Annotated in this window: 17 protein-coding genes and 4 pseudogenes; 6 read left to right on the top strand and 15 right to left on the bottom strand. The window is 70.4% G+C overall.

Features of this window, described 5'->3' with window-relative positions; genetic code table 11:
- Positions 1-164: 164 nt before the first annotated feature.
- Positions 165-1,040 (bottom strand): LysR family transcriptional regulator, encoded by an 876-nt coding sequence (locus ACZ4YY_RS34590; RefSeq protein WP_468298973.1) that lies wholly within the window; start codon positions 1,038-1,040, stop codon positions 165-167.
- A gap of 83 nt (positions 1,041-1,123) precedes the next feature.
- On the opposite strand from ACZ4YY_RS34590, the gene ACZ4YY_RS34585 reads away from it, so the two are divergent.
- Complete coding sequence (locus ACZ4YY_RS34585) at positions 1,124-1,642, top strand: pyridoxamine 5'-phosphate oxidase family protein (protein ID WP_468298971.1); 519 nt, start codon at positions 1,124-1,126, stop codon at positions 1,640-1,642.
- Positions 1,643-1,651: 9 nt separating this feature from the next.
- A complete protein-coding gene (locus ACZ4YY_RS34580) occupies positions 1,652-2,209 on the top strand; it encodes a dihydrofolate reductase family protein (RefSeq protein WP_468298969.1) in 558 nt (185 codons plus the stop codon).
- Between the two features lie 438 nt (positions 2,210-2,647).
- On the opposite strand, the gene ACZ4YY_RS34575 is transcribed toward ACZ4YY_RS34580, so the two are convergent.
- Positions 2,648-3,726 (bottom strand): IS630 family transposase gene (locus ACZ4YY_RS34575; RefSeq protein ID WP_468298967.1). Its coding sequence is split into 2 segments (ribosomal slippage): positions 2,648-3,240 and positions 3,240-3,726, totalling 1,080 coding nucleotides; the frame shifts between segments, so codons are not numbered across the junction.
- A 258-nt stretch (positions 3,727-3,984) separates the two neighbouring features.
- On the opposite strand from ACZ4YY_RS34575, the pseudogene ACZ4YY_RS34570 reads away from it, so the two are divergent.
- Together ACZ4YY_RS34570 and ACZ4YY_RS34565 are read left to right on the top strand one after the other, a co-directional pair.
- Positions 3,985-4,923 (top strand): annotated as a pseudogene (locus ACZ4YY_RS34570) (pentapeptide repeat-containing protein); the annotation flags it as partial.
- 341 nt (positions 4,924-5,264) lie between these two features.
- Complete coding sequence (locus ACZ4YY_RS34565; RefSeq protein WP_468298979.1) at positions 5,265-6,080, top strand: hypothetical protein; 816 nt, start codon at positions 5,265-5,267, stop codon at positions 6,078-6,080.
- 428 nt (positions 6,081-6,508) lie between these two features.
- Here the strand turns inward: ACZ4YY_RS34565 and ACZ4YY_RS34560 are convergent, their stop codons facing one another.
- From ACZ4YY_RS34560 to ACZ4YY_RS34545, 4 genes are all read right to left on the bottom strand, one after another.
- Complete coding sequence (locus ACZ4YY_RS34560; protein ID WP_468298965.1) at positions 6,509-7,048, bottom strand: NUDIX domain-containing protein; 540 nt, start codon at positions 7,046-7,048, stop codon at positions 6,509-6,511.
- An 85-nt stretch (positions 7,049-7,133) separates the two neighbouring features.
- The gene (locus tag ACZ4YY_RS34555) at positions 7,134-8,807 is read right to left on the bottom strand and encodes a hypothetical protein (protein WP_468298963.1); all 1,674 of its coding nucleotides are present in this window, start codon (positions 8,805-8,807) and stop codon (positions 7,134-7,136) included.
- A 5-nt stretch (positions 8,808-8,812) separates the two neighbouring features.
- Positions 8,813-10,297 (bottom strand): ATP-grasp domain-containing protein, encoded by a 1,485-nt coding sequence (locus ACZ4YY_RS34550; RefSeq protein WP_468298962.1) that lies wholly within the window; start codon positions 10,295-10,297, stop codon positions 8,813-8,815.
- Positions 10,294-10,959, bottom strand: a complete 666-nt coding sequence (locus ACZ4YY_RS34545; RefSeq protein WP_468298960.1) for a hypothetical protein — start codon at positions 10,957-10,959, stop codon at positions 10,294-10,296. Before ACZ4YY_RS34545 ends, ACZ4YY_RS34550 begins: the two co-directional genes overlap by 4 nt.
- 211 nt (positions 10,960-11,170) lie before the next feature.
- On the opposite strand from ACZ4YY_RS34545, the gene ACZ4YY_RS34540 reads away from it, so the two are divergent.
- The gene (locus ACZ4YY_RS34540; RefSeq protein ID WP_468298958.1) at positions 11,171-12,544 is read left to right on the top strand and encodes a transcriptional regulator; all 1,374 of its coding nucleotides are present in this window, start codon (positions 11,171-11,173) and stop codon (positions 12,542-12,544) included.
- A gap of 35 nt (positions 12,545-12,579) precedes the next feature.
- Here ACZ4YY_RS34540 and ACZ4YY_RS34535 read toward each other — a convergent pair whose 3' ends face one another.
- The 3 genes from ACZ4YY_RS34535 to ACZ4YY_RS34525 form a co-directional block, all read right to left on the bottom strand.
- A complete protein-coding gene (locus ACZ4YY_RS34535; protein WP_468298956.1) occupies positions 12,580-12,804 on the bottom strand; it encodes a hypothetical protein in 225 nt (74 codons plus the stop codon).
- Between the two features lie 727 nt (positions 12,805-13,531).
- Entirely contained in the window at positions 13,532-14,017 is a 486-nt protein-coding gene (locus ACZ4YY_RS34530; RefSeq protein ID WP_468298954.1) for a LysM peptidoglycan-binding domain-containing protein, read from the bottom strand.
- 406 nt (positions 14,018-14,423) lie between these two features.
- Entirely contained in the window at positions 14,424-14,717 is a 294-nt protein-coding gene (locus ACZ4YY_RS34525; protein ID WP_468298952.1) for a hypothetical protein, read from the bottom strand.
- A gap of 41 nt (positions 14,718-14,758) precedes the next feature.
- On the opposite strand from ACZ4YY_RS34525, the pseudogene ACZ4YY_RS34520 reads away from it, so the two are divergent.
- Positions 14,759-15,250, top strand: a pseudogene (locus tag ACZ4YY_RS34520) (HNH endonuclease family protein); the annotation flags it as partial.
- A 6-nt stretch (positions 15,251-15,256) separates the two neighbouring features.
- Here the strand turns inward: ACZ4YY_RS34520 and ACZ4YY_RS34515 are convergent.
- The 6 genes and pseudogenes from ACZ4YY_RS34515 to ACZ4YY_RS34490 form a co-directional block, all read right to left on the bottom strand.
- Positions 15,257-15,552 (bottom strand): annotated as a pseudogene (locus ACZ4YY_RS34515) (transposase family protein); the annotation flags it as partial.
- A 4-nt stretch (positions 15,553-15,556) separates the two neighbouring features.
- Positions 15,557-15,691 (bottom strand): annotated as a pseudogene (locus ACZ4YY_RS34510) (IS110 family transposase); the annotation flags it as partial.
- A gap of 237 nt (positions 15,692-15,928) precedes the next feature.
- The gene (locus tag ACZ4YY_RS34505) at positions 15,929-17,626 is read right to left on the bottom strand and encodes an amidohydrolase (RefSeq protein WP_468298950.1); all 1,698 of its coding nucleotides are present in this window, start codon (positions 17,624-17,626) and stop codon (positions 15,929-15,931) included.
- 42 nt (positions 17,627-17,668) lie between these two features.
- Positions 17,669-18,649, bottom strand: coding sequence for an ABC transporter permease (locus ACZ4YY_RS34500; protein WP_468298948.1), 981 nt, complete (start codon positions 18,647-18,649; stop codon positions 17,669-17,671).
- Positions 18,646-20,163, bottom strand: a complete 1,518-nt coding sequence (locus ACZ4YY_RS34495) for a sugar ABC transporter ATP-binding protein (RefSeq protein ID WP_468298946.1) — start codon at positions 20,161-20,163, stop codon at positions 18,646-18,648. The genes ACZ4YY_RS34500 and ACZ4YY_RS34495 overlap by 4 nt, the downstream gene beginning before the upstream one ends.
- Positions 20,164-20,171: 8 nt before the next feature.
- The gene (locus ACZ4YY_RS34490) at positions 20,172-21,206 is read right to left on the bottom strand and encodes a sugar ABC transporter substrate-binding protein (protein ID WP_468298944.1); all 1,035 of its coding nucleotides are present in this window, start codon (positions 21,204-21,206) and stop codon (positions 20,172-20,174) included.
- Between the last annotated feature and the right edge of the window lie 63 nt (positions 21,207-21,269).

The raw sequence follows: 21,269 nt of genomic DNA, 5'->3' as shown, positions 1-21,269 counted from the left end.
CTTCATCGTGGACACTGGCCGCCAACCAGTACGAGCACGGCAAGACGCCCGCACACCAGCCCCATAACCTGCAACTTCACGATGCACACCACTCAATGTGTTGGCACCGCATGCCTCTGACGCCACACCGTGCTCGGGGCTGGTCAGCAGTTGCGGGACAGCCCTTAGGAGGAACCGCTTCCGTTGGCGGCGTGATGGAGGAAGGCGGATGCGAGAGCGGTCAGGCCGCCGGTGCGCCAGGCGATGGCGTAGTCGAAGGTGGGACCGTCGGCGATCGGTAAGCAGGTCAGGCCGGGGCGTGGGTAGAGCTGTTCGGTTTGGCCGCCGACGATGGCCACGCCGTGGCCAGAGGTGACGTAGGCGAGCATCTCTTGGAAACCGGGCAGCCGGGTGATCGTGGGCGCCGGCCGGGTGAGTGGCAGGTGGTGCTCGATCCAGTAGTCGGGAAGATTCTGGGCGAACAGGAAGGTCTCCTGAGTCAGGTCCTCGGGGGTCACTTGGTCGCGTCGGGCCAGATGGTGGTCGGCGGGGACGGCGAGCAGCGCGGCTTCGGACAGCAGCACAGGCCCGACTGTGAGATCCGGTTCGGCAACGGGCAGCGGCAGGATCGATAGGTCGACTTCAGCGCGGCGCAGTGGCCCATAGAGGTCGTCCAGTGCGGTCTCGCGGATGGTGACCCGGCAGCCCGGCGTACCGGCGTGGAAGGCGTCGACCAACGGCAGGACGCGGCGGGCGATGGCGGCGGACATGTAGCCGAGGTGCAGCTCACCTGTGGTGCCGTGGCCGGTGGCAATCGCTCGCGCGATCGCCGTCTGGACCTGTGCGTAGGCCGGGCCGAGCTCGTCCAGGAGCTGGCGGCCGAGCGGGGTCAGCTCCACCCGGCGCGTGCTTCTGGCGAACAGCTGCGCCCCGAACCGGCGCTCGAGCTTCTTGATCGTTTGGCTGACCGAGGCAGGCGCGACCCGCAGCCGCTCTGCGGTGCGGGTGAAATGCAGTTCCTGAGCCAGAGCCAGGAACACCTCGATGTCCTGCCGTTCCATCCCCCCATTGTTCACCCTGGCTGAACGATTGTTGGCAAAACGGCCGTTGGTGGCGAGGTTGCCGGCGTTCCAGGATTGCCCTGATGTCACAACGAACCGGAGGACTGACGATGTGGGAAGCGGTACCGCGGCTGCTGGCTCAGCATCGCTACCTCGTCCTCGGCACCGCGGACGGCGAGGGTCGGCCATGGGCCAGCCCGGTGTTCTTCGCCGCCGACGGGCAACACCGGGTTCTGTGGGTGTCCTCGCCGGACAGCCGGCATTCACGGAATATCGCAGCACGTCCGGAGGTGGCGATCACCGTCTTCGACACGGCTGCGCCCGTCGGCGGGGCGGAAGCGATCTACCTGGAGGCAACTGCGGGGTCGGCTGCCGACGACGCCCGCGCGGCGGACCTCGCCTCGCTTAACACCCGTCTGCCGATCGGTCACCAGCTAGGGCCGATGGACCTCGGACCGGCTGGGCCGTTGCTGGTCTATCAGGCCGCGATCTCCAGGCATTTCGTGCTCATCCGTGGAGGGGATGCCCGGTTCGACAACGTCACCGATGCCCGGCTCGCGGTGTTTCCACCCGACCCCGAGCTCACCACCCACACCACCTGAAGGAGACCCATGGCAAAGCTCATCTACTCGATGATCACCTCGCTCGACGGCTACGCCGAGGCGGCGGACGGAAACCTGGGCACTGGGGCGGAGGATCCGGAGGTGCACACCTTCATCAACGACGTCTTCCGTCCCGTCGGCACGTACCTCTACGGCCGGCGGATGTACGAGACGATGGTCTTCTGGGAGACCGCGCACACCGAGGCCGACCTGCCGCCACACATCCTGCAATACGCCCGCGACTGGCAGGCCGCGGAGAAGGTCGTGTACTCCACGACGTTGGAGTCGGTGTCCAGCGCCAAGACCAGGATCGAGCGGACCTTCGACCCGGATGCGGTGCGCGAGCTCGAGGCCGAGGCCGATCACGACCTGACCGTGGACGGTCCGAACCTCGCGGCCCAGGCGATCGCGGCCGGCCTGGTGGACGAGTACCACCTGTTCATCACCACGAGCGTGGTCGGCGGAGGCAAGCGGCTCTTTCCCGACGGTGTGCGCCTCGAACTCGAGCTGGTCGAGGAACGTGCCTTCGACAGCGGACTGATCTACGCGCGCTACCGGACCCGCTGAGCCGCGCCGATTGCTGACATTGCACCGGCTTCGGCTGTGCGGGCGTAGACGCGCATCGACCGGCCGAAGTGCCCTCGCATCAGGAGACTTGGGCCTGGCTGATCGTCCACTACGCCGGGGCGGCGTTGATCACCCGGGCGGCCGAGGCCACTGATGTCGACCCCGACCGGGACGGCGGGCATTTCCCCTGGACTGGACGAGCGCGTTGCCGGCTGTGCACGCCGAGATCACCGTCAGGCTCAACCCACCCCGCCGACACCGCAGCCCGCCATACATGCCCACCCGCCGCGTCCCACCAGGGGCACAACGGTCACCGCGGCGCCCGCCGGCACCCGGCCACCGGGCAAACCCCAACCCCACCTCTCGGCGCCGACGAGCCCGCCACAACGCATACGCCGCCACGCTGACCGTCGCCAAGCGACCAGCACAACAACGTGATCAACTTATGCTACGTGGCATTGGGTCGAGCCCGGTCTTGGCGATGAGACCCTCGATGAGCCGGGGGCGGTACTGCATTCGTTTCAGCCGCGTCTTCACCAACGCGTTGAGCTGGTCGAGGCTGTGTTTGGTGAGGTTGGCCAGCAACCTCTTCAGGTGCGACCACACGCCCTCGACGGGGTTGAGCTCGGGAGCATACGGCGGCAGCTGGTAGACGGTCAGCCATAATCGGGCGGCGATCAGCGCGCGCATGGTGCGGCTGACGTGCGTGTTCAAATTGTCCCAGACCAAAACGATGGGGCCGCCGAGCTGCTGGTGCGCGGCATCCAGCAGGCGGGCGTAGTCGGCCTCGGTGAAGCCCTTGCGACGGCCCTTGGCGGGACCACGGTCGAGGTGGATGCGGTAGATCAGCCGTGATGTGCAGCCGGGTTTGGTGCAGATCAGCGCTGCCATCGAGACACGTTTGGTGCCTGCTGCGGTGACCCGCACCACCGGGGTGCGGCCCCGGCGGCCCCAGGTGCGGCCCTTGGGCGGCCTCAGGCCCTGGCCGGCTTCGTCCTCGAAGCAGAGCCAGGCGCCCAAGTCCGCCGCCCTCTTTTTACGACGGGCCACTGCTCGTCCTTCCATGCGGCGATCTTCGCCTCGTCCCGCTCGGTGGCCTTGCGGGAGGGGACCTGCACGCTCCAGCCGATGCGGTGCAGCAGCAGGTCCAGCCCGGCCAGTGTGTACTCGACGCCGAACCGGCGACGCACGACCTCGGCGATCCTCGCCAGCGTCCAGCACTGGTCACTCCAGCCGGAGGCGGCGGGGCCGGCATCCAACACCGTCTGCAGAACGCGCAGTTGTCCCACGTCGAGCTTGCAGCGGGCGCCGCCGGGTCCCTTGGAGGCCAGGGCCTGCCGACCGCCCGAAGCCAACGCCCGTCGCCAGCGATTCGACGACATCCGGGTCACCCTAGACCGCCGGGCCACCTCCCGGTCACTGGCCCCGGCTTCAATCAGGTCAGCAGCTGCAAGCCGGACTTGCTCACGCCGAGCCCGTTCCTCGGCCGTCAATCCACCGCCATCGGAATACCTCATTCTCCCGGCATACCGCGGCCCACGACAGCCGTCACGCCCCGACGTAACCCACACCGTTAAAGATCTCTAGTTCGGAGAAGGCACGTGAGGCATGTGCGCCTCAGTGCACCGTGCCTGACAGGCATCTACGGGTTGTTCAGGCACGTACGGCACGTTCGCGACACGGGAGCCGATCCGCTGCCCGTCATCGTCGAGCCTGAACCGTTCCCGTCCCCAGGGCGTCCATAGGGGCACCTGACACCGTGGAGCCGCCGCACCATGAGCACATCCGAACCGCCAACCTGGCCGCACTGCGCACACGGTGCAGACCCTGCTGCCGACCCCGTTGGTTGCCGCGGCATCCACGTCCCCGGCCACACCGCGTGCCTCGCCCACCTGGCCGACGCCGACCGCGACGCCTATCTGGCCGGCCTGACTCCTGGCGCCAACATCGACCACCGGGGCACCACCTTCACCGCATCCCTACTCAACGCCTTACTCAACGCGCTCCGTGACCCCGCGACCGGTAAGCCCCGCTTAGGCACCGCCGGGTTCAGGTCGGCGACCTTCAAGGGCAACGCATGGTTCGAGTCGGCGACCTTCGAGGGCGGCGCCAAGTTCAGGGAGGCGACCTTCGAGGGCGACGCCGGATTCGGGTCGGCGACCTTCGAGGGCGACGCCGGGTTCAGGTCGGCGACCTTCAAGGGCGACGCCTGGTTCGGGTCGGCGACCTTCAAGGGCGACGCCATGTTCGGGTCGGCGACCTTCAAGGGCGCCGCCGCCTGGTTCGGGTCGGCGACCTTCAAGGGCGGCACCGTGTTCGGGGAGGCGATCTTCGAGCACGTCGCCGAGTTCGGGTTGGCGACCTTCGAGGGCGACGCCGGGTTCCGGTTGGCGACCTTCAAGGGCGGCGCCTGGTTCAGGGAGGCGACCTTCAAGGGCGACGCCTGGTTCCGGTCGGCGACCTTCAAGGGCGACGCCTGGTTCTGGTCGGCGACCTTCAAGGGCGACGCCTGGTTCGAGTCGGCGACCTTCAAGGGCGACGCCACGTTCGGGGAGGCGACCTTCAAGGGCGCCGCCGCCTGGTTCGGGTCGGCGACCTTCAAGGGCGACGCCTGGTTCTGGTTGGCGACCTTCAAGGGCGACGCCACGTTCGGGGAGGCGACCTTCGAGGGCGACGCCGGGTTCCGGTTGGCGACCTTCGAGGGCTCCGCCGGGTTCGGGGAGGCGACCTTCGAGGGCGACGCCTGGTTCGAGTCGGCGACCTTCGTGGAGGCTGACCAGTTCGGGCCGCTGGTGTGTGCTGGGCGGGTTGTGCTGTCCGGCGCCAAGTTCGGCGGCCCGGTGACCCTCTCCTTCGCTGCGCGCCGTCTGGAGTGCCGTCGCACTCGCTGGTCATCGACAGCGGAGGTTCGCCTGCGCTACGCCACGGTGGACTTCGCTCATGCGGTGTTCGAGTACCCCCTCACGATCGCCGCCGAGCCGGATCCGTTCGTGCTCACCGACGGCCGACAGCTCCCGAAGATCCCTTTTCGAGCGCGCCCGACCCCGGGGTGCGGGTGGCGTCGCTGCGTGGAGTGGACGCGGCCCATCTGGTCCTTTCCGACCTCGATCTGTCGGGATGTCTGTTCGCCGGCACGGTCCACCTGGACCAACTCCGTCTGGAGGGGGCCTGCACCTTCGACACGGCGCCGCCCGCCGTGCACTGGCGGCGCTGGCCGCCCGTGCGGTTCACCGAGCGCCGCGTCCTGGCCGAGGAACACCACTGGCGCGCCAGCCAGCCGGGGGCAGTGCGGGGCTGGAACGTGGCAGTCCTGGGCGCCGGGCGGGCGGGGCCGCTGCAACTGGCTCCGCTGTACCGGGCGCTGCGCAAGGCCTTCGAGGACGGCAAGCACGAGCCGGGGGCCGCGGACTTCTACTACGGGGAAATGGAGATGCGCCGCCACGCCGACGACATCCCCCGCAGTGAACGGGGACTGCTGACCGCGTACTGGGCGCTGTCCGGCTACGGCCTGCGCGCCTCCCGGGCCCTGGCCTGGCTCGGCGCCGCCATGCTCCTCACCATCGTCCTGCTGATGGCCTTCGGCCTCGCCCAGGACACCCCGAAACAGACCGCGACCGGCACCGTCCCGGCCAGCGGGGGCAAGGTCACCTTCGAGATCGACAAGGACAATCCGAAGAACCCCACCGGCAACCGGTTCACTGGCGAGCGCTTCGAGAAAGCCCTGAACGTCACCCTGAACTCGGTGGTGTTCCGTTCCTCCGGCCAAGACCTGACCACCGCCGGCACATACATCGAGATGACCTCCCGCTTCACCGAACCCGTCCTACTGGGCCTGGCCGTCCTCGCCGTCCGCAACCGCGTCAAACGCTGACAGCCCCGCCCCGGCCCGGCGGGGCCCTGTGAACGGTTCGGTCGAACCGTTCACGTGCCCTACTTGCCTGCACTGGCAACCTCGGCCGGACGCCCCGATGGTGGTCTATCTGGCCAGATAACCCGCGCCTCGATGGTCCCCGAAGGCCCTCGTGGCGGGGCTCGTCGGCGCGGTGCCGAACGTCGCGGGGCCCGGCATCAGCGGCATGAAGAACTGCTGATGCCGGGCCCACGGGCCGCCCGGTGCGCGCCGGCTTTCCACGCGGCAGCGCGGACGTCTTCCTCGCCTCGGCAAACTCACCCCTTAAGAGGTGAGTCCACCCGGTGATGGGTGAACGTGAGGGGATGGCTACTGTCAGGCGGCCCAGCCCGGCCGGGAGGGCTCGAAGGGGCCGCTTGGGCGCGTTTCTGCCGTGCAGGGGCGGGTGTTCACACCCAGGTGTAGTTCTCGTCGGTGACGGCCTTCAGGGCCGCGTCCGAGACGGGGGCGTGGGGATCGGAGAGAGCGGCGAGAGCGGGGCCGATGGGCGGGAAGATGGGCAGTTCGGCGGCCTTTCGGCGGTCGACCCACTCGATCACGCCGATCTCGTGGCCTCCGTCGGGGAGTTCGTCCAGTTCCTGCTCGGCGAGTGTCGCGCGGAGGTCCTCGGTGATGTGCAGGCGGTAGAGCAGGTGGATTTTGCGGGGTGGGGGAGTGGGGCCGGGGCGGGTGACGCGCTGGTCGATGACCCAGATCAGCTCGCCCCCTTCGGCCTGCCCGACGTCGAGGCCTAGTTCTTCGTGGAGTTCGCGGGCGAGTGCCTGGTCGAGGTCTTCGCCGTGTTCGACGTTGCCGCCGGGCGGGGTGTAGTGGGTGGAGTCGGCTCGGTCCCGGCGGATGAGGGCGATCTCGTCGCCGCAGAAGACGAGGGCTCCGGTGCGGATCTTGATCCGGGAGAACGGGGCCGTCGGCTGCTCGGTGCTCGTCATGGCGGCCAGTATCACGGTCGGGCCTGGAGCCCGGGCGGGTTTGCGTCTCGTTCCCCCCGCCCGGGCCCGGGTGTTGTAGGAGTGCTCAGGCGGCGGGCAGGCCGGGCAGGGCGTACGCCGTGCGGCCGTCCGTCATGGTGGTGTGCTCGATCCAGCCGTCCGGCAGGGAGAGCGTGTGGCGGCGCAGACGACAGCCGGTGGCCCGCATGACCGGTGAGAGATGGCAGGGGTCCATCTCCTCGACCAGGAGGCTCGGCGCGTGCGTGGTCGGGTTCTTCTTCCCGGCGACGGCGATCGGCAGGCGGCCGGCGGGAGTGAGGGACAGCGGGGTGATCCGCCAGATCGAGCCGCGGACGGTGGACAGACTGGCCTGCCCGAAGCCGCGTTCCTCGCGTGGCGTCATCGGCTCGCCGTTGGTGCCGGTCAGCCCCCGGAACAACTTCTCGGCGCGGCCCTGGTTGACGATCTGGCCGGTGTCGATGGTGAAAGCCCGGGAGAAGAACAGGCTGGGGGGGGGGTATCCGGCCTGCCGCAGGGCGTCCGCGTAGAAGGCGACCTGCGGGTGGATCTGCTCGCGCAGGTGGGCGGATGCGGCGGCGTCCACCGGATCCAGCTCCCGCGCTCGTGCAGCGAGCGCGTTCAGGACGGCGGTCACGTCCTCATCGGTGGCGGCCGTGAACTCCTCGCGCCGGCCGACGCCGTGGCGCTGCTTGTGCGCGAGCAGGGCGTTCAGCAGGGGACGGGTGGCGTCGGTGTAGCCGGAGTTCGTGCGGACGTCGGTGGCCGGGTAGAGGTGCAGGGCGGTGAACGTCCCGTCGGACTGGAAGTCGCAGTCTGCCGCGTAGTAGGGGCCGTCCGCGTTGGTGAAGCGGTGCAGCCGGACGGTCCGCGCCCGGTGCGGTACGCCGAGGGATCCGCCGAGCGCGGCCCGCACCGTCTCCTCGGTGGGGCGGGCCTGATCGGCGGTGATGTGGAGGTAGGGGGCGCCGGGGAGGGAGTAGACCGGCTGGGTGCGCTCGTCGAGCCGCTCGATCACGGTCTCCGGCAGCTCGCCGTCGGCTAGATCCTGGGAGATGAGCAGATGCGGGCCGGTCGCGAGGACGTGGCGGCCCGCCATGACGGTGTCGGTCAGCTCACCGATGCCGACCAGCGGCGCGAAGCGCAGCTCGCATGCGGCGGTCGCGGCACCGTGGCCGAGCGAGTCCAGCAGCGGCCGGTAGGTGCGCAGGGCGGCGGCCAGGTCGGCGGCGTACGCCTGGCGGCTGGTGCCGAGGCGGCCCGCGAAACCGGCGGTGTAGGGGGTGACGGAGAAGCGGATCCCGTCGAAGCAGTCGCCGAACTCGGCGACCAGGCGCTCGTGCATGGCGGTCAGGTGGGACGAGCGGGAGGAGTAGCCGACGATGGAGATGCGCAGCTTCACGCCGAGGACGTCGCGGGCGAGCTGGGCATAGAGGTCGAGGTGGCGGTAGCTGCTGATGTCGTTGTCCAGGTAGGGGAAGACGACGCGGGGGCGGTGGATGCGGCCGGAGGCGACGGCCAGGTTCCGCTCGGCGGCGACTTGCCCGAAGGCGGTGAGCAGGCCGGTCAGTCCCTCGCGGGTCAGGCCCCAGGTGTCGCGGCCGGCGCCCTGCGAGCACATCGCGCACCCGTTGAAGCAGCCGACCTGCGGGGCCGCGTACTGAAGGCGGGTGAAGGCGTCGTCGGGCAGGGTCCGCAGTTGCTCCAGCAGTCCGGGGACGGCAGTGGTGGCGTAGGTCATGGAGGTCACCTCGCTGGGGGTAAGGCGGTCGGGGTGAGGTGGGTGGCCAGCGCGTCCAGGAGGTCGCGGCCGGGGCCGGAGAGCTGGTGCGGGCCGGTGAAGGGTCGGCCGGGGCCGGTGGTGACGCCCTCGGCGGTGCCGAGTTCCGCGCCGGGCAGGCATACGACGTCCTGTGCGGGGAGGCTTGTCAGCAGGACCTCCCCGCGGTCGGCGTCGGCCTGGTGGGGGTGGGTGCCGGGGCGCACCCACGTCAGGCCGACGCCTTCGGCGGCCCGGCGGTAGACGCCCGGTCCGCGCAGCCCGGTGAGCCGCACAGGCTGGTCGCCGTGGTGGCGGAGCTTGAGGTAGAACGGCCCGGGCCCGGCGTCGGCCGCGGCCCGGAGGGTGGCCTGGTTGAAGTCGTCGGCGGCGGGCAGCCAGTCGGGCCTGCCGCCGAGCAGGGCAGTCAGGTGGGCGGCGGTGAACGGGGGCAGCCCGCGCATCTGCTGGTTGACCGCCGAGACCTCGGTGGTGCCCTGGTTGCGGCAGTTGATCTCGTTGAACTGCACACGCCCGTCGTCGGTGAGCAGGGCGTCCAGCCCGAACAGGCCCGCCATGCGGCGGGTGTGCCACAGGTGCTCCCCGACACGGACGGCGGCCTGCACGAGGTCGGCGGCGGCCTGCGCCGGCCACGGCCGCGACCAGTCGTTGCCCGCACTCTTGCCCGGCCCGATGCCCGCCTCCGCGATCCCGACGGCCTTGTGGGAGGGGCGGTCCACGTACACCGACACCCATCCGCGCCCGTCCGGGACCGTCAGGACCGTCACGTTCGAGGACCAGCCCTCGACGAACGCGGCGACCTTGTAGGGGCCGTCCATGCGCGCCGCGCGGGCGAGGTCGGCGTCGGCGTCCACGAACACCGTGCCCCGCCCGCCGGAGTCCGCGCCGCACTGCACCACCAGCCGCAGCGCCCCGACGCGGCGGCGCAGCTCAGCCAGGTCCGGCAGCCTGCCGTCGATGCGCACGCACGGGATCCGTGTCCGCTCCGGCACGCCGGCGGCCCGAAGCAGGGCGTCGAAGGCGGCCTTGTCCTCGACCGCGGCCCGGACCTGTCCATCGATCGCGGCGACGGCGCCGTGCGGGCCCGCCCACCGGCGCAACCGGTCGGTGGCGTACCAGGCGGCGATCACCGGCGGGGTCGGGAGAGCGCGCAGGAGCGAGGACGCCTTGGCGTCGACGGTCTGCATCCAGACGTGCCGCTGCCCGGGGCCGCGCGTGCGGGTGCGCATCTCGGCGGCGAGGACGGTGTCCGGCGTGGCGCCGGACCAGCCGGGGTAGCAGCCGACCGCGATCGCCGGACGGGCCGCCGGGAGCGGGGCGGGCCCGGTGTAGAGGGTGCGCATCGAGGCGCAGAACCGCTCGGCGGACACCAGCGGCCGGCCGTCCAGGGCACGGGCCAGGGCGCTGTCGGCCGCCTCGACCAGCCCGGCGTCGAGCGTGTGGAGGCTCATGCGGCGCGCTCCAGGGCGTCCGGCAGCCGGACCGGTCCGGTGGCGGGCAGGGGGGTCAGGAGGGTGTCGGCGATGGAGGCGGCCATCTCCTCGGGCCGGTGCGCGGAGGTGTCGAACACCAGCAGTCGGTTGTGGCGGCGGCCCATGCCGTAGGTGAGCATCGCGGTGAACGCCTCGGCGAACCGGGCGTCATCGACCCCGCGCACGTCCACGGCATCCGGCTCCTCACGCACGCCGAGCCGGGTCCGGCGGACCTCGGTCGGGGCGGTGAGGTAGACGGCGAGGTCGAACGGGGCGAACAGGCCCGGCCAGCGCAGCGCGAGGACGGCCGACAGGTAGGGGCCGCCGGCCATTCCGAACGCGACCGTGCGGTCGACGTATCCGTCCTGGATGAGCACGGTGCCGGGCGGCTCGGGGGCGGCGGCGCGCACGAGCAGGGAGTCCACCAGGTATCCGGCGGTCAGGTAGGCGGTGGTGACCAGCGGGCTGTCGGGCTGACGCACCAGCGGCAGCCTCTTCAGCGCGCGGCGGGCGGGGTGGCGGTCGGCCAGGAAGCCCTTGTGCTCGACCACCGTCCGCCCCCGCGCGGCGAGTTCGGCCGCGAGAGCGGCGGTCAGGGTGGTCTTGCCCGACAGGTCCAGGCCGTCGACGAGGACGCGCATGACGTACCTCCGGGAATTCGGCTGAAGGGATGCCCGCTGCGGGAGCGGCGGGCACCGCCCACGCTCGGACCGGAACCCGTCCCTCAGAAGCCGTGGCCGGTTGCCTGGCGTTGCTCCTGGTTGCCGCCGGTTGCCTTCCCTCGCGGAACCTTTGTGTCCGCCCCGGCGGGGGCGGACACTGGGGGGTCCTCGTCTGGCCTGGGGAGGTCGAGTGCCTGGGATCACCGCAACCGCCCTGTCCGTGCACACCCACCCGCTCGCACTGCTGATGGCCCGCGACAACGTCACCGGAGTCGCCTACCTCAAGCGCGTGGCGGACCGTCACCGGGCCCTCGGGTTCGGCGCGATGGCCTACCGCAAGGAGAAGGTCAGCCGATGGCTCAGCGGAGTCACCCCCGAGCGCACCGCCCTGCTCGCCATCGCCAGCCTGCACGGCATCGCCATCGCCGACGTCGACCGCTACGGCTGGCCCCGCTTCCTGTACCTGGCGCTCGCCGACGACCAGGCCGTTCTGGAATCGCCCTGGACGACGGCGGGTACCGTAAACTCACTGACGGATATGGGAGGCCCCGTGGACCGTCGCGCCTTTCTGATCGCTTCCACCAGCACACTGGCATCGGCCGTCGCACAGTGGGCCACCGCCGAACCCGCCCTAGCCCTGACCGGCCGCGGAGTACGCGCCGACACCAAAACCGCCGACTGGTTCGACGCCCGCCTCGCCGCGTTACGCCACCTCGACGACACCGTCGGCGCCGGCGAAGCCTACGACGCAGCCCTCCTCGAACTACGGATGATCTCCAGCCTCCTCAAAACGGCATCGGCCAGCGAGACCACCACCCGCCGTCTGTTCGCGTGCGCGGCCGAGGCCTCCCGCCTCGCAGGCTGGTGCGCCTACGACGACGGCCGTCATGCCGCCGCCGAGCGCCACTTCATCGCCTCCCTGCGCGCCGCCGCGTCCGCACACGACCCCACGCTCGGCGCCATCACCCTCGCCTTTTGGGCGAACCTCCGCTACAACGCCGACACCCCCGACACGCGCGGCGCCCTCCACCTCATCGACGGTGCCTTGTCCGACCGCCGCAAGATCCGCTCACCCCGTGTCCTGGCCATGCTCCACGCCCGTGCCGCCCGCGCGCACTCCAAGGCCGGCAACGCCACCGCCGCCTGGCACCAGATGGACGCCGCCTTCGCCGCATACGGGCGAGCCGACGTCCTGGACGCGGACCTTTCCTCCATGTACTGGATCAACCACGGCGAACTCCACCAGGTCGCCGCCAGCTCCGCCCTGAGCCTGGGCGAGCCCAAGAAGGCGCTGGAGAACTTCGAGGCCGCCGTCACCCACGAAGACCCCTACGACACCATGCGCGAAACCCGCGGCACCGCCATCTATCAGGCCCGTCAAGCCGAAGCGCATCTCGCCCTCGGCGACGTCGACGCCGCTCTCAGCGTCGGCCATCAGGTCATCGCCGCGATGGGCGGCATCGACTCCGCCCGCACCACCAGCACGCTCGCCGATCTCCGTCAGCAACTCACCGGACACCGGCACGTCCCCGCCGTCGTGGACTTCCTCGACTGGGCCTCCTGACCGCAGGCCCCGGGGCATGTCAGCGCGGCCCGGGGTCAACTGTGGACGATGCCGCCTCGGGTGCTGATGTGCCGGACGGCGGTGCCCCAGCGCTGCTGGACGGGGCCGGCGCACCACTGGCACAGCGGGTATCCGCCCCGGCCGTACTTCCACGTCTTTCGCTGGCATGCGGCGCACGGCCCGACGAGGGCGCCGGAGCAGACCAGAGCGGAGGGGTCGGGCTCGTCGAGCGGTCGCGGGACGGCGGGAATGACGGTCATCGGTTCCTGTTCCGGACGGTGGTGCGGCGCCCGCTGTGCAGGAGAGCCGCCCGACAGGTACAGCCGTTCGATTCTGTGCGCCGACAGCGGGCGGAGCCCCGGAGGGTCGCACTACCAGCCACCTCTTCGAATCGAACGCATGACCGATCCAGTTCCTTCGCGTCTCACGCAGCTCCGGTTCCTGGAGCGGGTGCAGATCCGGGACCTGGAGCGCACCCGACGCTGGATCGCCCAGGAGGAACGCCGTGAGGCCGAACGCCGGCGCGGCGCTCAGGCGCGGCCGCCCGCTGGGGACTCCCGGGCCGCGCAGCCGGTCTGCGGCGTCGGCGGCCGCACGCCACTCCCGGGCGCCGGGCTCGTCCTGCCACGTCCCCATCCCTTGGGGCTCCTCTCGCTCGCACTCGTTCGGTCCCTTGTAGACCTCGCCGCGCGATCAGGTCGCGAGGACACCCCTGCAGCTCACCCAGACGGCTCCGCAGGCCCGGGCCGGTGGCGCCGAGCTGGGCGGCGCCGCCCTTGAGCCGGTGGTGGGCACGGATCACGGGCGCGGTTCTCCTGCGGTCGGCGGGCGGTACCGGCCCATGGTGGCCTCTGCTGCGGACACCTGCGGCACGTTCCGGCCTCCATACGCCGGGACAGGCGAAGGCCCCGGCCCGGGTCAGGGTGCGGGGCCACGCTGTCGCTCAACAGAGTCGGGTTGCTCCCCGAAGACAACCCGATCCCGGCGTTAAGCGGCCGGGTTCTGGTTCAGAATCAGGAGTGCTGGACAGGCGACCGGGTCATCCCCCGCGAGGACGCAGACGATGAGCGGCTCGAACGCCCTCAAGAGCACGTTGGTGGGGAGTTCCCTCAGAAAGAGCGGGAGATTGCCAAACAGGAGGGGCGCGATCTCGAACAGCCGGAGGGCGCATTCACCGATGTCTTCGGGCCCCGCTCCCGGGCAGAGTGGGCTGCCGATCAGCTGCGGATGCCGCTCAAGGATGAGGTCGATGACCTCGTGGAGGTTGTGCTCGTTGGCCTCGGTGACGTCAGGGTCCGGAACGGCCAATCCGGTCTTGGGGAAGATCCAGTGGCCAGCCTCGCTCTCCTTGAGCCCGTGCTTGCGCGCCTGCTTCTCGATGTCCTTGTGGTTGGCTCCGTAGAGGGCCCACCACTTCGATCCGTCGCCGTAGTAGTGCTCGGAGACCCCCCACAGGGTGTCCTTGCGTTCCACGGTGTACCACTCGTGGTCTGCCCGATCCTTCGAGTGGTCGGGAGTGGCGTCGGCCGGTCGAGGCGACTCGCCCTGGGGCTTGTCAGCGGTTACCGCGGATGCCGTGGTGCGCTCGTAGCATGCGTGGTCATGGCGGCTGTCTGGCCCGTAGTCAGAAACATCGAGCCTGCTGCCAGGGTGCTGGTGATTGCCAGAGCCAGACTGCGGCGGCGTGTTTTCGACATACCTCACCTCCTGCTTGTGGATACACGGTGTGACGAAGATGACGCTAAGCCACAGCCATTTGGTGAAGCGCGGCCACTGAGCCGATCAGCGGATCAGCAGATGGCCCCCTGCCAACACGCCGACGGCCCCGCACCCAGTGGGCGAATTCCAGGGGCCTGTTGCACCTGTTGGACCAACGGGTCTACAGCGGGGCGAGGCGCGCGGCGCGGTCCAGGGCTCGCAGCAGTTCGGGCTCCCATCCGGCGCGTGGGGTGTCGTAGGCGAGCAGGCCGGAGGCGGCCAGCACGTCGAGCTGCACCTGGTGCTCGATGCCGAGCCGCCACGCCTCGCGCAGAACGTGCCGGGCCTCGTCGCGGGCCACGCGGCCGGTGGTCGCGGTGGCGCGGGCGTCGGGCAGGGCGGCCAGCTGACGGCCAGCCTTCTCCAGGCGGCCCATGAGTTCGGCGGCCTTCTCGGCGTCGGGGCGCGGCGGCACAAGGTGGAGCTCGGGGGCGGCGACGCCGCGGCGCAGGCGCGGCCGAGGAGACGCGCGAGGGCTACCAGCGCACCTCGTTCAGGCACTGGACGGACGCGGACATGGACGGGTGTTCCACGCGGGCGGAGGTCCTGAAGGCGGAGGCGTTCATCACACCCATCCAGGGTGCGCGCTGCACACTGTCGGACGGCGAATGGTTCAGCCCGTACGACGGCGTGTACGTGACCGGACCGGCCGGCTTGGACATCGACCACATGGTGCCGCTCGCCGAAGCGTGGGACTCCGGGGCCGGCCACTGGTCGGCGAAGGAACGCGAGGCATACGCAAACGACCTCGGCGACGAGCGCTCCCTGATCGCGGTGACTGCTCGCTCGAACCGGTCGAAGGCGGACCAGGACCCGGCGACGTGGCTGCCGCCGCACGCGGCCTACCGGTGCCAGTACCTCGCCAACTGGGTGGCCGTGAAGATGCGGTGGCAGCTCACCGTGGGCGACGCGGAGCGCCAGGCGCTCACCGAGGGCACGGCTCAATGAGCCTCTTCAGCGTTGCCGCTCCAGTGTGAGGATGGCCTTGGCGATTGACGTCATTCGATTCGGGCTGCATCGGGACCTGCGGAAGATGCGCCAGGACTTCAGGCGGGCAACGCCGCGCTCGACCGGCGCTCGTGCAGCGGCAAGTACCCGGTTGAGGGTCTTTTCGGTGGGAGTGAGTTCCTGCAAGGGCTTGCGTTTCATGCCGGTGGTCAGCCACGGGCCAGCACCCTGTAGGCGAGATCGGCCAGGATAGGAACGCCCTGGCGCTCACAGATCCGGATGATCCGGTGGGTGCGAGCGGCGTCCGTCGGCGATCAGCTCCAGCAGGGCCGGTTCATCGTTGAAGACGCGGCGTGGAAGGAGGCGTTCGCCCCGCTCGTCGACCACTACGCAGTGGTGGTGTTCTTTGCCGACGTCCACTCCGGCGCAGATCTGGGGCACGGTCACCTCCGCCAGCTCGTCGTTACACATCGATCCCGCAGACGACCTCGCCGACGTTGTCCTACACAGTGATCGAGTCGCGTATCCCAATTAGCGGTCGAGTCGTCCCGGAGCTCCGGGCGGCCAAGTTCTTTGAGCCATCCAACGGCGACAAGCTCACAGCCATACCCAGAACCGCTGGGTCCGCCGATCTTACGAAAGACCTGCTCAGACCCACGCTTGGAAGGTAGGACAAGCTCAGCGTTCGTAAACGATGCGCCCGTCGAACACCGTGAGGTCCACCTCCACCTGGCTGATGTCGTGTGGGTCGAGATGCAGCAACGGGCGGTCCAGGACGCACAGGTCCGCGACCTTGCCGGGTTCGATGGTGCCCTTCCAGTCGTCGGCGAAGTCCTGCCAGGCCGCGTTGACCGTGTAGGCGCGCAGAGCCGAGGCGAGGTCCACGCACTGCTCGGGGCCGCTTCGCCGACCGGTTGCTTTGGATTCGCGCAGCATCATCGACGCCACACCCTGGCGCCAGTCGGGCTCGGTGATCGGCGCGTCGGAACTGGAGCAGACCCTGACGCCTGCGTCGATCGCTGAGCGCACCGGCCATTGGTACGCCGACCGCTGTGGTCCCACGATCTCGTCCATGAGGTCGGAGATGGTCCACTTAATGCCGGGATTCATGTTGACGCCGTAGCCGTGCGCGGCGAGTTTGGTCAGGCTGTCCGCTCCGATGAAGTCGCCGTGGATGACGTAGTGGCGGGTGTCGGGGCGGGGTGCGGCCTCCTCGGCTGCGACGAAGGCGTCCACGACGGTGTCGATGGCACGGTCGCCGGTGACGTGCACCCCGAGCTGGAATCCGGCCTCGTGCGCGATGCGGATCATCTCGCGCAGCTCCTCGACCTGGAGGGCGGGCGACTCTCCGTGCACGCAGAGAGCGCCGTGGCCGCCGTCCGGGTACGGATCGTTCATCCAGGCCGTACGGTTGGGCGGCACCCCGTCGGCGAAGATCTTGACGCCGATGGCGTTCAGCAGCCGCGGGTCGGCCGACTCCGGGCGGCGCAGCTCGGCCAGCCCCTTGCGCACGTCGTCGGCGGATCCGCCCATCGGCGCCGGGAGCAGCAGCACGCTGACGCGCGCCTGAAGGTCACCTGCTGCGGCGAGATCGGCGTACGCGGTCCAGTTGTCGGTGCTCAGGCCACCGAAGAGCGTGCCGGTGCCGCCGGGGCCGAGGCCGGGCTCGGTGTAGCTGGTGATGCCCCGGGAGTGCAGTTCCCGGATCACGCCTACGATGGCCTGGCGGCGCTGGGCGACGGTGGGGGTGGGCAGCGCGCTCTGGACGAGCCGTTGGGCGGCTTCGCGCAGGATGCCGGTGGGTGTGCCGTCGGGATCGGTGTCGATGACGCCGCCGTCCGGCGCGGGGGTTTCCGCGTCGATGCCGCAGGCGCGCAGGGCGGCGGTGTTGGCCCACACCATGTGGGCGGAGAAGTCGGTCAGGCAGACCGGGTTGTCCGGGGCCACCGCGTCCAGGTCGCGGCGGTGCGGGAAGCGCCCGGGGTCCGTGAGGCACTCGGTGAGGTAGCCGGCGTCCCAGCCGAGTCCGACGATCCACTCGCCCGGCGGGGCGGCGCGGACCGCGTCGCCGACGAGCGCGGTGATGTCGGTGATCGACCCCACCGCGGGATGGCCGACATTGAGGGCGAAGGGCGGTTTGGTCATCCCGTACGCGGCCCCGTGCAGGTGGGAGTCGTTGATGCCGGGCAGGACGGTCCTGCCGTCGAGTTCGACGATGCGGGTGCCGGGGCCCGCCAGAGCGCGCATCTCGGCGTCGGTACCGACGGCGACGATGGCCCGGCCGCGTACGGCCACTCCTTCCGCGACGGTGAAGTCCTGGTCGACGGTGCAGACCTGACCGCCGGTCAGAACGAGGGTGGGGGTGGATTCGGTCACAGGGGAACTCCTTGAGGGGGAGGGAGGAACGGGCCTTGGAGGTCAGCGCCCGGGGCGGGGTGCGAAGTACGCCAGTGCCGCGCCCGCCACCAGCGCCGTGCCCTGGGCCATCTGCTGCCAGAACGTCGGCACGCTCAGCAGTGTGAGGCCGTTCTGCAGCCCGCCGAGGAAGAGCACGCCCAGCAGGACGCCGAGGATCGACCCGGAGCCTCCGGTCAGGGCGACCCCGCCGATGAGCACCGCTGTCAGAACGGCGAGTTCGAAGCCGGAGCCGGAGGTGCCCGCGACCACGCTGTCCAGGACCGATGCCTTGATGGTGCCGGCGAGAGCGGCGGCCGCGCCCGTGGCCACGAACAGTGCGAAGGGCGTACGGCGGATGTTGATGCCGGACAGGTGGGCGGCCTCGCGGTTGACGCCGATGGCGAACACGTGCCGTCCGGTCGGGGTGAGTGCCAGGAAGAGGGCGCCGGCGATGAGAACGAGCGCGGCGATGACGACCGGTGCGGCGATCCCGGCGATCCGTGCGCCGCCCAGCCAGGCGAAGCCGGAGCCGAACCCGCTCAGTGGCAGGGGGAAGAGCTGCTGTGCGAGGCCGCGTATCGCGGTGAGCATGCCGAGCGTGACGATGAACGGGGACAGCCCGAGGTGGCAGCACAGCACGCCGTTGACGACGCCGACCGCGGATCCGGCCGCCAGCGCCCCGAGGAGGGCGACGGCCGGGGTGTGCCCGTTGCTCGCCAGCCAGCCCGCTACCAGCCCGCCGAGGGCGAAGGTGGAACCGACGGAGAGGTCGAGATAGCCGCTGATGACGAGCAGTGCCAGCGGTACGGCGACGATGGCCAGGGTGGCCGCGTCGGTGGCGATGCCGCCGAGGTTGGCCGGGTCGAGGAAGCTGCTGGTCGAAAGCTGGAAAGCCACCGCCATCACAGCGAGGACGACAAGCAGGGGCTGGCGTTTGAGGGTGGTCAGACCGCCCGTGGCCAGGACGCGTGGGCGGGTGAGGAAGCGGTCGGCGGTGGTCATGCTGCTCCTTGGGCGGGCCGGGAGTCGGGCTCGTGGACGGCCGACAGCAGGGTCTGTTCGGTGAGGTCGGGGCCGGAGAGTTCGCCGACGATGCGGCCGTCGGCGACAATCAGGCAGCGGTCGGCGAGGGCAACGACCTCCTCGGGGTCGCTGGAGGCGAACAGCACGGCCGTACCACGTTCGTCGGCCAGCCCGGTCACCACGCGGTAGATCTCCTGGCGGGCGCCGACGTCGACGCCCTGGGTCGGTTCGTCCAGCAGCAGCACTTCCACGTCGCGGGCTTCGTTGATCCACCGGCCGAGGACGAGTTTTTGCTGATTGCCGCCGGAGAAGGCTCCTGCGGGGAGTTCTGGGCGGGCGGGGCGCAGCCCGACGCTCTCGGCCAGGGAACCGAAGACGCGGCGCTCGACGCCCAGTGCCCGCACCCCGGCGCGGGAGAGCGGCCGGATCGAGGGCAGTAGCACGTTGTCCTGCGCGGTCAGCGACGGGAACAGTGCCTGGGCCCGCCGGTCCGCGGGTACCAGGGCGATCCCCGCGGCGAGGGCCTGGGCGGGCCTGGCCGGGGTCATCTCCTTTTCCCCGACCCGGATCGTTCCGCCCTGTGCCCGGCGTCGGCCGAAGAGGGTCTCCAGCAGGCGCGTTCGGCCGGAGCCGATGAGACCGAACAGTCCGACCCGTTCGCCTTCGCCGACGGTGAGGCTGACGGGGCCGAAGCCGTGGCCGTGCAGGCCGTCGACGGTGAGGCGAGGCCGCCCTGCGGTCCGAGCGGGACCGCTCCGTGTCGTGGCGTCGTGACGGCGGCCGGCGATGGCCTCCACTAGCTCGTTGCGCGAGAGACCGGCCACGGATGAGTGGTGGGTGACACGGCCGTCGCGCATCACGGTGACCGCGTCGGCGAGTCGTTCCACCTCGGGCAGCAGGTGGGTGACGTAGACGATGGCGAGGCCCTGGGCGCGCAGGTCCTCGACGCGTTCGGCCAGGGCGTCGCTCTCGGCGCCGGACAGGGCGGCGGTCGGTTCGTCCAGGACGAGCACGGATGCGCTGCGGCTGAGCGCCTTGGCGATCTCCACCAGCTGGCGCTGGCCCATCGGCAGGTCGCCGACGCGGTCGCGCGGGGAGCAGCTGGCCGCCACCCGTTTCAACAGGCCGGCCGCGGCCTCCTCTTGGACGCGCCGGTCGACACGTCCGTGGCGGGTCCATTCCTGGCCGAGGAAGATGTTCTCCGCGACCGTGAGCGCGTCGACCACGCTGAGGGTCTGGTAGATGATCGCCGCACCCGCGGTGATGGACTCGCGTGGTGAGAGCCGGGTGTACGACCGGCCGCCGATCTCGATCGTGCCGGAGTCCGGAGGGAAGGCGCCGCCGAGGCATTTGATGAGGGTGGACTTGCCCGCGCCGTTGTGGCCGAGCAGGGCGTGCACCTGGCCGGCGGGGACGGTGAGGTGCACGCCGTCCAGGGCCTTCACCCCGCCGAAGGACTTGGTCAGCCCCCGGATGCGGAGGTTCGTCGTCATGGCCGGCCCTAGGCGTTCTGGGCGAGCAGGTCGTCGATTGCGGTCGTGTCGCCGCGCTGCACGAGGTTGATCGGCACCTGGGCGCTGGGGTTGGCCTTGCCGGCGGCGACCGCGAGCGGGACGTCGACGATGGCGGCGGCGAGATCGTTCGGGGCCAGGGCGGCGGAGGCCCGGTAGAAGGTGCCCTGCTTGATCGCGAGGAGGGAGGGTGCGGAGCCGTCCTGCCCGCCGACGAAGGTCTTGGCGTCGTCCTTGGCTCGGCCCGTCTGCTGCAGGGCCTTGTAGGCACCGTACGCGGCGGCGTCGGTGATCCCGAGGACGATGTTGAGGTCGGGGTGCTTGGCGAGGATGGCCTTGGCCTTGGACAAGCCGGTGTCGGGGTCGATGGCCTGTTCCTGCGCCACGACGTCCACGCCGGGTGCGGCCTTGGTGAAGGCCTCGACCATGCCCTTGGTGCGCTCGCGGCCCAGCTCGATGGTGCTGTCGGTGAGGAAGGCGACCTTGCCCTTGCCTCCGAGGTTCTCCTCGGCCCATTTGGCCGCCGCCTCGCCCAGCAGGGTTCCGCCCTCACGGAAGCTGAACTGGATGTCGGCGCTCTGGTGCTCCAGCGATCCGCCGTAGGTGACCCAGATCAGGCCCGCCTCCATGGCCCGCTGCGCGACGGCCTCCATGGCCTCGAACACCATGGGGAAGGACACGATCGCCGGGATCTTCTGCGCGATCCAGGTGTTGAGGTTGGAGACCTGTGTGTCGGCGCTGGCGTTGTCGCTCGTGGTGATCAGGGAGCTGCCGTGCTTCTTCGCCTCGGCCGTGGACAGCTTGACCAGCGTGGAGTAGAGCGGGAGCTGTGTGAAGGGGTAGTCGAGTCCGATCTTCGTCAGCTCCTTGCCCCCTGAGGATGCGGGCCCCGCCGAGGCCGACGCCTTCTCCGGCGCCGAACAGCCGGCCGCGGCCAGCGCCGTGGTGGCCAGCGTGCCGGCGGACAGAGCGAGGAACCGTCTGCGGGAGGCGGAGGAAGGCGTGCTCGATTCAGGAGTGATCATGGCAGGGCTCTCCGAGGGGCTGGCCCGCGTGAGGCGGGCGTCCGGGTCGTGCCGGGTGACGTG

The sequence above is a fragment of the Streptomyces sp. NPDC030143 genome, assembly GCF_055573695.1.
Note: the sequence above shows the minus strand (reverse complement) of the source record. Positions and strands in the feature narration are given on the sequence as shown.